General features: G+C 65.6%; 3 protein-coding genes. All 3 read right to left on the reverse strand.

Annotated features, from left to right (window positions below):
- Window positions 1-347 precede the first annotated feature (347 nt).
- From DI269_RS03495 to DI269_RS03505, 3 genes are read right to left on the reverse strand one after another with little or no spacing between them, the layout of a single operon-like run.
- A complete protein-coding gene (locus DI269_RS03495) occupies window positions 348-2,489 on the reverse strand; it encodes a UvrD-helicase domain-containing protein (RefSeq protein WP_112133739.1) in 2,142 nt (713 codons plus the stop codon).
- On the reverse strand, window positions 2,486-8,749 hold the full coding sequence (locus DI269_RS03500) for a DEAD/DEAH box helicase (RefSeq protein WP_112133740.1): 6,264 nt from the start codon (window positions 8,747-8,749) through the stop codon (window positions 2,486-2,488). The genes DI269_RS03495 and DI269_RS03500 overlap by 4 nt, the downstream gene beginning before the upstream one ends.
- Window positions 8,750-8,758: 9 nt before the next feature.
- On the reverse strand, window positions 8,759-13,852 hold the full coding sequence (locus tag DI269_RS03505; protein ID WP_112133741.1) for a class I SAM-dependent DNA methyltransferase: 5,094 nt from the start codon (window positions 13,850-13,852) through the stop codon (window positions 8,759-8,761).
- Between the last annotated feature and the right edge of the window lie 18 nt (window positions 13,853-13,870).

The following is a 13,870-nucleotide window of genomic DNA, read 5'->3' on the forward strand; positions in this document are numbered from 1 at the left end:
TCGCAGCGCAGGCGGCCGAGACCGAACCAGGTCCGGTAGGGCTTGTGGAGTTCGAGGTCGATTTTGACCGAGGCCGGGACCGGGTCATGGCGTACGCTGAACGAGACCACGAGAGGTCTCCTCTCTGGTAAGGGGCGGGCCGCCGGATTTCTGCCAAGATGCTCAGGCGGCCCGCCGCGTTTCGTATTCAGTTGGTTCTCTGCGACGCGTGATACACGCGTGCTGAAACTGTTCCACGTCCTTTCGCCGTTTTCAAGGCACGACACGCCGCTTGGACCAATGCGTCTAGTTCGGTCGGCCCTTCCACGCCTGGCGGGTCTTCCTCTCCGCCAACGGCGTTGGCGACATCACACTCGCAGGCCGCTCAGCAGCGGGTTCGCGTCTCCGCTGTAGACCAGTGCGAGCTGATCGCGTGCCCTTGTGGCCGTGACGAACAGAAGCGAGCGCGCCCGCTGCGCCTTTCTCGTCCCAGTGGCCTTGTCGTCATCGTCGGCGGGGCGCAGGTGCCAGGGCGGGAAGTGGGCCTCGCCGAGCCCGAAGCAGGCCACGTACTGGAATTCGAGGCCCTTCATCTGGAGCATCGTCTCGATGCAGACGCGCCCTTCTTCTTCGCGCGCAGCCTCATTGAGCTTGCTGACGTGGATGCCCGCGCGCTCCAGCGCCAACCTCGCGGCCTTCACGAGTTCGTTGGCTGGGGCCGCAATGCCGATGTCACCCATGGGGTTCGCGGCGCGCCAGTCCCGGACCAGGCTCACCACCAGGTCGAGCTCATCGCCCGAGCGCGGGACCGCTTCGACCTCGACGCGTCCGCCGCTGAGCACCGACCGGTACCCGGCGAGCGTGTCGTTGTCCTCGTCGAAGTCCTCGTAGGCCTCTTCACCGAGGAAGCCTACGGTGCGACTGAGGATCTCCCGGCTGGTGCGGTAATTGAGCCTGAGGCGGGAGGAACGGCCCCGGATGTTGATGCCGAGTCCCGAGAGGACGATCGGTTTCTGGTAGAGGCGCTGGTGCGCGTCGGAGGCGAGGAACAGGTCGTTCGGGCCTTCAGGAACCATGGAGCGCAGCATCCGCCAGTGCTGCGGATTGAGGTCCTGCGCCTCGTCGACCAGGATGTGCGCGTAGGGGAACTCCCCCGCAAGGGCCTGCTCCTCGGCGTGTCCGGCCGCGGTGGCGGCGATCTTGCCCCACGTGGTCTTGTCTTCGCGTTCGAGCAGCGCCTCGAATCGGCGGGTGAGCTCCCAGACGGCGCTTCGCTCGGCCCGGCCGAGTCTGCGGCCCCGGCCGCGACGCGGGGCCTGGAGGTACTCGCCCCGTTCGCGCAGTCCGAGGGCAAGGACCACATCGTCGTACTCGTCCTGGAGGAACGAGGGGCTGAAGCCGTCCGCGATCTCGCCGGCCTGCTCGATCGACTCCGCCCACAGGCGTTTGGCCTCAGTCTCGCCGACGCGGTCGCGGGTCTCCCGCACCTCCCCCGTGGCCTCCTTGGCGAGGGAGTTCGCGAGGGCGTCCACATGGATCACGTCTATGAGGTCGGCGGTCTGCTTGCCGCCCAATGCCTTGATCTTGGACTCGATGTCCGCGGCAAGCGCCTTGTTGAAGGTGGCCACGAGGATGCGCCCGGTGAGTCCGGGACGCCGGGACAGTTCGCGGGCGCGGTGGATGACCACCACCGTCTTGCCGGTCCCCGGGCCGCCAGAGATGCGGGCCGGACCGCTGTAGTCCTTGGTGGCCGCCGCCTTCTGGTCGGGGTGGAGGAACAACCGCCACTTGGACCAATCCTCGGCGAGGATGGCGTCGAGCACGGCGTCGGAGGAGGCCATGCGGTCGGCGCTGCGGGTCAGCGCCTCGCTGAAGTCCTTGACGGGCTTACCGACCGAAGGCTCGGTGATCTCGTCGTACACCTGGTCGTACGTCATGCCGAGCAGCAGCGATTCGAGGACCTTGTGGGACAGGCCGGTGGTGTCGGAGAGAAACGCTTCGGCGTCCTCTTCGGTTTTGAGGGCGCGTACGGACGGGATGAAGCCCTCGTTGACGCCCAGTTCGATGAGCTGGGCGTCGGTCCATGCCTGGAACGGGCCGCCTTCGTCCACCGGGGCGGTGCGGCCGGGGGTCGGGTACTGCGACTTCGCGTCGGAGGATCCCTCGGGAACGACGGTATACTCGATGCGGCCGTCAGTCACACTGTAGGTGAACAGGGTCCGCTTGACCTCCTCGTACACTTCGTGCCCGCCGACGCGGACCAGGGTCCAGACCCGGCCCTGCGCGGGCAGGAAGATCGCCCGGATGCCCTGGTCGACCCGGGCCGAGGCCAGCTCCTGGGTACCGGCGTGCAGTTTCTCCAGGTGCAGGCCCGGGTGCTTGTAGTTCTCCTGGAACTTTCCTTGGAAAGCGGCGAATTTTGCGCCGAATCCCCTGTCGCCCTTGCAGAGTCGCTTGATGTCCTGGACCGCCGAGTCCTCGATGAGGATTCGGGCGCTGTTGTCGCTCATGCGGGGTTCTCCTCAGTGGATGCGGACCGGTCGCCGGTCAGGAGGCTCAGCAGCTCTTCACGGTCCCATTCGGACATGGCGGCCGCGTGCCAACCTGCATTGCGGTACTCGATGACAGCGGCGCTGCTGTCGAGGCGTCCGACGGGATCGGGGAACACCGCCACGAGCTTGTCGGGCCAGGCCAGTTCGGCGGGGATGCCGCCGACGTGCTCGTCACCGATCTCCGGCATGGCGGCTCCGTCGGCCAGGAGCGCCGCCGCGTAGTCGTGCATGCCCACGCCTTCGATGTCGTCGAGCAGCGGCGAACCCCTGAAGGACACGTCGATCGAGCCGGAAGCGCCCGGCTCACGCGGCACCTGGGTGACCGGCATCCCGGTGGCGCGCAGGGTGAACCCGTCCTCCGGCGAAAGGAACTGGAGTGCGTTCGCCCAGCGCAGCCACAGCCGCCAGGACTCGCGGTAGGCGTCGATCGACGCACCGTCGACATCGGGGTCGTCGTCGAAGCGGACCTGCGCGCTCACACGTGCCGTCCGAGGGTCCATGCCGCTGAAGCCCACGGCGATCCGGAAGTACGGCGACTCGCCGACCACGGCCATGCCCCCGGTCCCGGGTTCGGGTTCCTCGCCTTGCGCCAGCGCTGCGACGGCCGCTTCCATCGACTCCGGGTCGATCTGCTCGATGCGGGTCTGGTTGTCGGCGAGTACCGCGACGCAGGCGGCGCGGGCCATCGTCCGCTGCTCGTCGGCGTCGGGGTGGGCGAGGTAGTCGAAGAGGAACGAGAGCGGGTTGTGGGCGATCTCCTCCTTGAGCTTCTCGACCGGGAGGCCGAGGCCCTTCGCCGCATAGGTCTGGGCCGCGTAGCTCACCAGGGGCGCGTAGGCGCCCGAGCCCTGGAGGCGTTCGACGTCGAGCCAGGTGGCGGCGAAGACGCGTTTGCCGGCCTCGATGAGCTGGCCGCGTTTCGCGGCGTCGTCGCTGGTGCGGGGGATCTTGCCTTCACTGCGGCGCTTGCGGTTGAAGGCGGGCTGGGCGTGGTAGTCGAAGCCGTCGAGGTAGAGCGCGACGGTCTCAGGCGGCCCGTCGACGCGGGTGAAGGTGCAGTCGGGGACGGTGTCGGCGGCGTCCTCGCGGATTTGAACGCGCATGCGCCAGCGCGTGACGGGCGCGCCGAGGGGCGCGAAGGTGAGGATGCGCTCGTACTTGGCGGCCTTCTCCATGGTGAAGGTCGAGTCTTCATGGGCCAATTCGTGCAGTGCCCGGTTGAAGCGCTTCTCCAGGCGGGAGTCGGCCTTCTCGTTGAGGGAGATGTCGCCGATCCCGGAGTTCTGCTCCATCGTCCAGTTGTCGAGGAGGCGTTCGAGGAGGGCCGCGGCAGCGGCTCGGCTGATGGAGTCGTAGTGGCGTTCGCGGGCGTAGGAGAGCAGGCAGCGGTGGCAGGCGCTCTCGCATTCGCATGCGGTGCAGAATTTCAGGGCGGCTTGGAGGACCTTGCGCATGGCGTCGGGGTCGGAGAGCTGCTTGAGATAGCCGGTGCCCGAACGCAACTGGTCGTACAGGACGGTGAAGACGCGGGCGGCGGGCGGGGCGTCAGTGCCCGGCTGCGGGACGTCGGCCATGGTGCAGGTCTCGGTGTCGAGGTGGCTGGTGTCGCCCTGGAAGTAGGTGTTGATGCCTGCGGCGAGGGCGGCCTGGAACGACAGGATGGTCTCGGCGTCCTCGGTGTCGCGCATGGGCAGCAGGAAGCGGAGCACTTCGGTGTCGAGTTCGTGGGCGAGGAGCACGGACTCGTGCTGCTTCTCCTTGTTGTTGTCGCGGTTGGAGCACCAGTGCCGGTGGTGGCGCTTCTCGGGGTCGGCTTCAGGGTTCCAGGTGGGTTCGCCCTTGCCGGTGGGGTCGGTGTCGGTCTTGGTGCCGCCGCAGTCGGTGCAGACCCAGAACGGGTTGAGGGCGCGGTCCTGCCCGGCGAAGGGGACCTTGTCGCCGGGGGTCTCGGTCTTGGGGACGGGGCCGAGATTGATGCGGCGGACGACGGCCGCGGGTGTGTAGTCGAAGCCGAAGTTCCCGCCGGTAGAGCGCCAGGACTGGGCGGGGACGGTGACTTCGGCGGTGGTGACGGTGTTGTAGAGGCGGCGGTCGCGGCTGTCCTCGCGGTCGTCGATGCGGATGTCGGCGGCCCGGTCGTAGGCGTACACGGTGGTGGGGACGGCCACTTTGCGGCGGTTGCCGGCGTCGGAGACGTCGAAGCCGCAGTGCGGGCAGCGCAGGCGCTCGGTGGCCGCGAGACCTTTGGCGACAGAGGCGCAGGAGGGGCAGATGTTCCACAGCTCGATCGTCGAGGTGTCCTTGCCGCCCAGGTCGATGCCTTTGACTTCGTGGGCGTAGCCGCGGAAGTAGACGTGGTTGCCGGGGGCGAACTCGGTGATGGCGCTGGTGGCGGGCCGGGCGTAGTCGCGCAGTTCGGTGACGTACTCCTTCGGCGCGTCGGGGCTGTCCTGGCGGACGAACGTGAGTGTGGCTTCGAGGGTGACGCTGGAGTCGATGAGGGCGTAGTTGGGGAGCAGGCCGCCTTCGGTGAGGGCGGCGTGGGCGGTGCTGTGCTCCAGGTCAGACTTGCGGGCGCGGACCGCCTTCTGCTCGGCGGCGAGCACGCGCAGGTCGCGCTGCTTCTCGGGGCGGGTCTCGGGTGCGGCTTCGAGGTCTTTCCGGGCGTCCGCCAGCTGGTCGAGTCGCCCGCGCAGGCGCGCGAGGCCCGATTCCCAGGTCTCGGTGGTGGCCTTGATGTCGCGTTCGATCGCCGCGCCGGCCCACTGGCGCAGGTCCTCGGCGACCGCCTCGCTGATGCGGGAGCCGAACAGGTCGCAGAACTCGCCGCTGTACGCGGGTGCGCCGGACAGAGCCGCGTCGTTGAAGCCGCCGAGCCAGCCGCCGGGGCCGAAGACCTGGCCTGCCAAGTGCGGCAAGGGTTTCACGTCGGCAAGGGCGCCGCGCGCGGCCTTGTCCACAAGGAACGCCGTGTACTGGCGGCGCAGGATCGCGGTCGCTTCGAGGCGGGCCCCGGGCGGGCGGATGTCGCCGTTGATCATGAGGCCGGGATCGGTGAAGTAGGCAAGGTCGCGGGGGCGGCGGTCGGCGAAGGCGATGGTGAGGGCGTTGCCGGTGGTGCGCCCGGCGCGGCCCGAGCGCTGCACGTAGGAGGCCGGGGCGGGCGGGATGCCCGCGAGGGCCACGGTGGAGAGGTCGCCGATGTCGATGCCGAGTTCGAGGGTCGAGGTGGCGGTGAGGACGTTCGGCGCGTCCCAGGTGGAGGCGTTCTTGAATTGCTCTTCGACGCGCTCGCGCTGCTCGCGGCTGAGGATGCCGGTGTGCTCGGCGGCCTGGAGGCGCAGCACGTCCCCGGCGGTGTAGCGGTCATAGTAGTACTCATCGTGCCAGGCGGCCTCGCGCATGGTGCCGCCGCAACGCCAACGCGGACAGGGCGTCCCGCGCCAGCGCTCGCGTTCGGAGGGCAGGACGGTCCGCTGCGATGAGCACACGTCGCAGCCGACCTGCGAGCTCTCAGCCTCCTCTTTGGAGAGCAGCGTCAGGTTGACGCGTCCGGCGGTGAGCGCGTAGACCGTGCCGCCGCCGGTGCCGATGCGGCTGATCACGCCCTGGTCGGCGAGGAGCTTCAGCAGTTCGCGCAGGTATTTGCGGGCTTCGGCGGTGTTGAGGTGCAGGACCCGCCGGGTCCAGTCCGTCAGCCAGGTCTCGCCTGCGGTTTCGATACGGTCGAACTGGCTCTTCGCGCGAGTTCCGTCAAGCATGAACGTGGGGGCCGAGACGCCGTCGGGGAAGGCGGGCATTCCGTATTGCCGCCCACCCCACAGGCTCCAGCGCTTCGCGCCCTCGTTCTTTATCCACTCGCGCAGCCAGTCGTGCCAGATCCCGCCGCGCATCTGGAGCCGGTCGAGCACGCCGCGCGCGTGCCAGGCCAGGTCGGCGTCCTCGACCGGGACGAGTGACAGGCGGGCCCCGCTGCGGCGCAGCACGTCCCGCAGCAGCGGCAGCACCGGATCGGGCAGGTCGACGGTGGTGGCGACGACGCCGGTCCGCTCCAGGGTCCGGCCCGCGTAGGAGCGCAGTCCGAACTCCAGCATCAGCGAGAGCGCGAGACGGCGGCCGATGAATCGCCAGGTGTCCCCCGATCCCTGGTCGTCCCCGCTGAGGAGCTTCGCCACACCCGGGTCGGGGTGAAGGTCGTCGGGGATGACCCCGCCGAGCGCTTGCGGGTTCTCGGCCATGCCGACCAGGGCCGCGGCCATGGTCTCGGCCAGATCGGGATCGTCGAGGCCCTTGAGGACGGCCGCGAGGTGCGTGCGCAGCGAGAAGTTCGCGGCCCGGGCGGAAAGGAAACCGGCCCGGTGGGCTGCGTCCTGCACGGAGTCGTTGAACAGCAGGGCCTTCGCCTGGTCGCCGCTCGCGGGGTCCACGGCATGCTGGAACACCTCGGTGAGCACCACCGAGGAGAGCGTGGCGAGCCCCGCGCCGATGAAGCGGATGGCGTTCTCGTTCCCGCAGGCGGGGCAGCGCTCCGCGCGGGCGGACGCGTCCGAATCGAGATCGACCAGGACAGCGGTGCCGGTCACGCCCGGCGCGTAGTCGACGAGAGTCGCGCCGTCGAGGAGCTTCAGCGGCGGGTTGTCCTCGATGCGGGCCCGCGGGTCGAAGTGCTCCTCCTCGCGCGGGTAGGCGGCGATGAGCGCTCGAGTCTGCTTCTTGTCCACCTGCGACTGCGTGTAGATCTCGGCCGGGTTGAGCTTCAACTGATCGCGTTGCGGCTGCTTGACCTTCACCATCCAGCCGGAACGACCGCAGTGACGGCAGGTGATCGCGGGCAGGTACCCGCCCGACTCCGGCAGGCTGGTCGACCAGGCGAACTGGACGGGAGCCTCCTCGGAGATCGGGACCGTACGCAGCAGACGCGAGACAGACCGGATCCAGAAATGCGTCTCGACATGCAGCAGCGGACGCTTCCCCATGCGCGCCCATGAGATCAGCGCGAGGAGCCGTTCGAGCGCGATGACCGCGTCATCGTGCCCTGCCGTGGAGTTCCACGCCTGCTTCCACGGGTCCATCACCCACGGGCTGAGGTTCCCGTAGAAGTCGTCGGCGGTGATGAGCTTCCCCGCCAGCTCGTTGGAGCCGAACCCGTCGAGGACGGCAGCGAGGAGCTTGTGCCCGCGCAGCTTCTCCCCCGCTTCGGCAGGGGTCAGATCGGCCGAACCGAGGACCGCCTCGCACAGGGCGCTGATCGCCTCGGGGTGCTCGTAGGGGTCTTCGAGGCCCGCGATATCCGAGACGCTGGGTTCGGGGAAGACCTCACGGCTGGGCTTCACGTATTCGTTGGCGCTCAAGCGGTCTTCGCCGATGACCGAACCGCGCGGGAAGTCGCGCCCGAAGATCGACGAGGCGACCTCGCGGGCCTGCTCGTCGTCGCCGAGGGTCGCGGAGGTCGCGACAGGCGTCGGGTCGGTGGCGCTCGCGGCCTTGAGACGGCGCAGCAGCATGGCGACGTCAGTGCCTTGGGCGCCATTGAAGGTGTGGAACTCGTCCACGACCAGGTAGGCGAGGTTCCCATTAGCCCAGAGGGGCGCGTCATCGGCGCGGGTGAGGAGGAGGTCGAGCATCTTGTAGTTGGTGAGAAGCAGGTTCGGGGGAGACTGGCGCATATCTGCGCGCTCAGTGAGGAGCCTGCGGTAGGACTTCGCGGACTGCTCGCCGACGTAGAGGCCGGCGGTGACCCCTTGCAGCTCTTTGTTGTCGGCGAGCATGGCGTCGAGGCGGGCGGCCTGGTCGGTGGCGAGGGCGTTCATCGGGTAGACGATCACGACCTTGACGCCGGGCTCGGCAGCGTGACGGGCACAGTGATCGAGAACGGGGACGAGAAACGACTCAGTCTTACCGGAACCGGTGCCGGTGGCGACGACGGTGGGCTCGGGGGCGTGGCCGTTGCGAGAGGACAGGCGCTCCCATGCCTTGGCCTGGTGCAGGTGCGGGATGAACCCGGGCGGGTACCAATCCAGGTGCCGCTGCCAACCTTCGGAAGCGGGCCGGAAGGGCGCGCGGACCCGCATGAACGGGCCCCGGAAGAGCCCGTCGACGGGATCGGAGAAGAAGTCAGCGAGCGCGGCGGCCGTCGCATCCTCGACCAGCCCGAAGGAGGAGGTCAGGTAAGTGAGCACGGTCTTCTTCAGACTCGGCGCGACGATCGAGGGCTTCACCTGAGTCTCCTACTTCTCGCCGGCGAGCTTGGCCAGGCGCTCGCTGAACACCTTGTGCGCGTATGCGTACTCGCCGAGCGTATCGGCTTCGGCATTCCCGTTCACCCCGTGCGGGTATTCGTCATCCAGCGGCATCCCAAGCCGGTTGGCCCGGTAGTAGGCGAAGCCAGAGGATTCGGGGAAGCGGGGGAAGCCGGTTGGGCCTTCGGCGCGGTACCCGACGAGGAACGACGAAAGCTCCTGGAACGGCAGCTTCGCGTTGGTGTTGCCATCGGGGCCTTCGGCGTGGGCTTGCCTGTAGCCGGCGGCTTTGGTGTCTCCGCAAAGCTTGTTACCTTCGGAGTCGAACCAAGTCTGTTCCTCACGGCCAGAAAGCACCGCGAATCGCGCAGTGTAGATGGCCTTGAGCTGGTCGGCAGTGATCCCAAGCATCACAGCGGTGAGGGCATCGATTTCAACCAGAGCAGCTCGTCGCTCGTAGTCAGTTCGAAGTGGCGTGTCATAGGACCAAAGGGGACCGGTCTCATTAAGTGGAGAAAGACCTGGCCATGGGAACGCCCAAGACTCCGAAGCAAAAGATTCAGAGTCGTTGAGTTCTTCCCAAAGCGAGCCATAAGCACTGGTAAGGGAATTTAGCCGAAGCGTCCGGAACAAGAGAGGCGAAGCAAGCGGATGAACATCAGACATAGATGGAAGATTTCTGACATTTCCAGTATTTAGGTGCGAGATTCCGGCCGCACGAAGAAAGTAGTCCAAGACCAGCGATGAATAAAAGCCCGTGTGCAGAGCAGTAACTCGTAGAGTTGGAAAGTTCGCGGTATGTACGGCGTTCACGTGCGCAGGTCCGGGCGGGATCAATGTCGGATACAGCGACCGCTCATTATTCGCCTGAATCATCTCACGCCAAGCCATACGCCAAAAACTTGTACATGGCCGCATGGCCTCATTCCTAAGGCAGGCGTCGATCAACTCATCTGTGATCTCGCTTTCCGGAGTATCAGTTTCATTCCGTAGCCAATTTTCAACTCGTTCGCGCTCAAACTTATCCGCCTTGAGTCCTGACCAAACTTTTTGATCAACCCATTTGTCTTGCTTTTCCTTGTATTCCTCGATGCCTGTGGAGCGACGGTAGTTGGTAAACGGAACCGCCTCGATCGGAAGCGTTGTCAAATCAATTTGGTCCCAGTCATTGTTACTGTTCAACGGCGTTCGTGGCGATTTCGAGAACGGCGTGGAAACAGCAAAATGTGGCCCCTGAAGGATGACATCAGCCCAGGATTGGACAGCTTTTGCACCTGACTTGTCCTCGATCGTCAAATCCTTCTCAATGTCCTCGAAGTAGCCAGCTTTCTTGTCGACAGACTCATCAAAGCCGCGAGTAATATCCGGGCTACTGTCACCGAAACGCTGACCGATCGCAGCGAACTTAGCAATCGGATCTAGCTCGGTCACCGTTACAGGGTAGATAATTTTCGTTTCCTCTACCAAATCATCTGTTTCACCCGGAAGCTTGTTCCATTCGGTCAATAGATCGCGATCAACCAACACGACACGCTTAGAATGAGGTCGTACGTCCCAGGTCCCATTGAACTTAAGTCCTGGAATCTCGCCAACTCCTTCATGCTCTAGCGATTCAATAATTACGGATGGCTCAAAAATCCATGATAGATGCGCGAACCCTATACTACCCAATCCGGCATAAATGTGAATTGCGAAATCCTGCTTATCAGTGAGATCTTCAAACAAGATTCTCTTGTTCAAGAAGTATCCATGAACGCGCAATCTCTTGTATGACTCCGCTCGCAGTCTCCCTTCCTTTGTTCCAGTCAAATGTGTGTCGGGATGGATCAGACCGGTCGTGCCATTCAGTGCCGCGTTTCCCCAGGTACGTATCATGAAGCAGCGGTATAGGTTCGCCTGAGTTCCAGCAAGGAGGTTATATGTAGTTGCATGGCCTACAAAAATGCTCATACCAGCATGGTTCGCGACTTCATCTAGGAATCCATGGAGATTTCTTGTTTCGGCGAGCAGCGCTTCTTTTCGGGACCGCTTCTGAGTTTCGTTCCACTTGCTGAGAATGAAGTGAGGGTCGAGCTCGGACATGATGGCGTCGCTGTCCCAGCGGGGGCGATACCACGGCGGGTTGCCTACCTGGAGGTCGAAGCCACCGGCTTTGAAGACATGGGCGAACTGGAGTTCCCAGTGGAAGAAGTGCTGCTCCCCCACGATGCGATCGAGTTCAAGGATGAAGGCGAACTTCTGGTCGCTGCGTTCCAGGAACAGGTCTGACATCATGCCCGTCCACTGGTCGAGCTCTTCCTCGTGTTCAGTGAGGGAGTCCAGGTCGCTGGGGAGTTCCTTGCCGAAGAAGTCTCCAGGCAGGGTGTTGCCCACGATCGCTTCGCAGTAGGTGAACCAGTCGTCCAGGTTCCGCAGGTAGCCCGGTCCTCCCGGAACCGGGTTCGCTTCCTCTGGGCCCGTGAGTAGTTCAGTCTTTCCGACCGGCCAGAACCACAGGGCGCACCACGAGTCCATGAGCTTCTTCAGCCGCCAGTAGGGCGCGCCCGGTCGTTCCAGGTCTGCCAGGACCTGTTCCTTCGAGATAGCCGCGTTCCCCGAGTGCTCCGCAAGCTCCGGCGCTCCCCACACGTCGATGTCTCGGGCGATCGCCGCCTCGGACAGCTCCAGCCTCCGAATGACCAGGGCCCACAGGTATTCCACCTGCCGGGCCAGACGCTGAACCCGTTCAACCTGCTTGTTCTGCTTCTCGTTCGGCTGCTTCTTCTTCGTGAGCTTCTTCAGGAAGCCCTTGCGCCACGCCCCCAACGCCTTCGCGTCTTCCGGGACCAGCGCTTTCGCTTCCTTGTGGTCCGCGATGGCCGCCCAGCCCTTGCTCGGCAGCAGGAAGTGGTGGATGCGGTCCTCACCCAGTTCACCGGCCGGGATCTCGCTGAGCTTGTCGTGCCTGGGTGCGATGTCGTACCAGAACGGGTTGCCCTTGGTCGGGGCCAGCTCGTTCAGGTAGTAGGTCTCGCGCCTGCCGCCGATAAGGGAGTTGCCGTGGCGCAGGTGCAGGCCGAACCACGGGGCCTTCAGCCCCGGGTACATGACGTTCAGCCACAGCGACACCTCCGCGAGCTCGGTCGCGGTGGCGTTGAGGTCGACCCCGTAGGAGTTGTGCAAGGCGATGTAGGCCTTGACCTTGCGCAGTTCCTCCTCCCAGCGGTCGGAGTCCACGCGTTCGCCCGTCTCGGTCTGGCGCAGTTCCAGGTACTTCGCGGCGACCTGGTTGATGGCCTCGTTGAGGAACGCCCCGGACCCGAGGGCGGGTTCGAGGATGCGCCACTTCAGCAGGTCCTTCGCCGGGACCTCACCGCCGTGTTCCTCGATGAGCTGGCGGACCGTCAGCTCCACCGTCGTCTGGGTGAGCGACAGCGGAGTGTAGAAGGACGCGGAGGTCTCGCGGTCCCTCCCGGCAAGGCGGTAGACGAAGGACCCGTCGGGATAGGTGACCTCGGTGCGATCGCCGGTGTGCGGGTTCTCGACGCTGACGAAGACGCTCTTGTCGGGGTAGTCGTCGTAGGCGCTCTCGGGGATCAGCCACGACCCGTCCTTGGCCTGGCCGTTGTTGTCCTTGAGGTCCTTCGCCTGGGCGACTTCGTAAAGGGTCTCGCCGCGCGCGATGCGCCCGGTGTAGGACATGAGTCCTTCGTAGACCGCGCCGAGCTGGTTGATGCCGAGCTTGGCGTAGGACACGAACTGGGTCTGACCGCGGCGTCCGCGCTTGCCGGTGAGGGTGCCGTCGTCGATCATGAGCATCCGCAGAACCCGGTGAAGGGCCTTGTTGCGCAGTCGCGTGTCGACCGGCCAGACATAATCGTCGCCGCCGGGCTTGAGGTCGGTGCCGATGAGGGTGATCGAGGCGGGGTCGAAGAGGCGGGACTGAAGCGGTTCGAAGACGATGCGCGGCTTGTCCTCGCCGTTCTCGCCGACCGGACCGTCGAAGTGGTAGCCGTCGTTGACGCGTTGGAACAGGAGCGCCAGCGACTCGTACAGGTAGGTGCCTTCGGCGGATTCCTCGCCGAGCTGGCGTTCGACGGTGCGGCCGAGGCGGCTGATCGAGTACCCGGCCTGGTAGTCGGGGCTGTCGCTGGGGAGGATGCGCAGTTCGGGGCGGGCTTCGGCGAAGAGCAGGAACAGGATGCGGTAGAGGTAGCGCAGGCTCTCGGTGGCGAGGCGGTCGGCGAAGTCCTTGTCGGAGAACGATTCGGTCCAGTCGAATTCCTGTTCGCGCAGGCGGTCGAGGACTTCCTTCGCGATGATCTCGACCGAGCGGCGCAGTCCTTCGCGGAGGCTCTTGGAGACCCCTTGGGCTTGGACGCGGGACTTCTCGACCAGGGCGTCGAGGCCGGTCGCGTCCGGTTCGGCGGCGTCGAGCGGCTCCAGCATCTCGCGGGAGACGAGCGCGGTGGCGAGGCCGGCCTCGGGCTTGTCGTTGCGCTCCAGGACCGTCCCGAGTGAGACGGCCAGGTAGCGGCCTTCGCGGAAGGTGTCGATGTCGCCGGTGACGACCACACCACCGCACAGCAGCAGTACGTACTTGGGGGCGTGCTCCTCGACGCCGAAGAGCCAGTCGGCGAGTTTGGAGGCGTCGCGGAACCCAGGTTGGAGGGCCTGGATCTGGCTGAGGTCGGCGGCGTCTCCGGCGAGTTCGCGGAAGTCGCATTCGACGGCGAGCACGGTCTTGGACTGGTATGCGAGGGTGATCTCGCGGGTCTCGCCGCAGTTGACGAGTTCGACCGTTTCCGGCTCGGTCGCGGGGAATCCGAGGCCGAGGAGGAGTTCGCGGTGCCAGGCGTGCAGCGCCGCTTCGCGCTTCTCGGCCCTGCCGTTCGCGTCGGCGGCGTTGACGATGGCGCTGCGGGCACGCTGGTAGGGGGCGCGCAGGTCGAGGAGTCGCTTTCGCGGGGAGGTGCCCTCGGGGTTGCGGTCGGTCTCGTTCCAGGCCTTCGCGTGGGTCTTAGCGATCTCGTCGGGCAGGAGCTCTTCGAGGAAGTAGTTGGTGAAGTACTCGCCGGCGTTGAGGATCGAGTCGTAGAACATGCTGTTTCCTTCGCTGGC

It is taken from the genome of Glycomyces dulcitolivorans, assembly GCF_003265355.1.
Lineage (GTDB): Bacteria > Actinomycetota > Actinomycetes > Mycobacteriales > Micromonosporaceae > Glycomyces > Glycomyces dulcitolivorans.

Bases quoted from the DNA above. Each gene is read 5' to 3' on its own strand.
- DI269_RS03505 (WP_112133741.1), bottom strand. From the start codon at position 13,852: ATGTTCTACGACTCGATCCTCAACGCCGGCGAGTACTTCACCAACTAC.
- DI269_RS03495 (WP_112133739.1), bottom strand. From the start codon at position 2,489: ATGAGCGACAACAGCGCCCGAATCCTCATCGAGGACTCGGCGGTCCAG.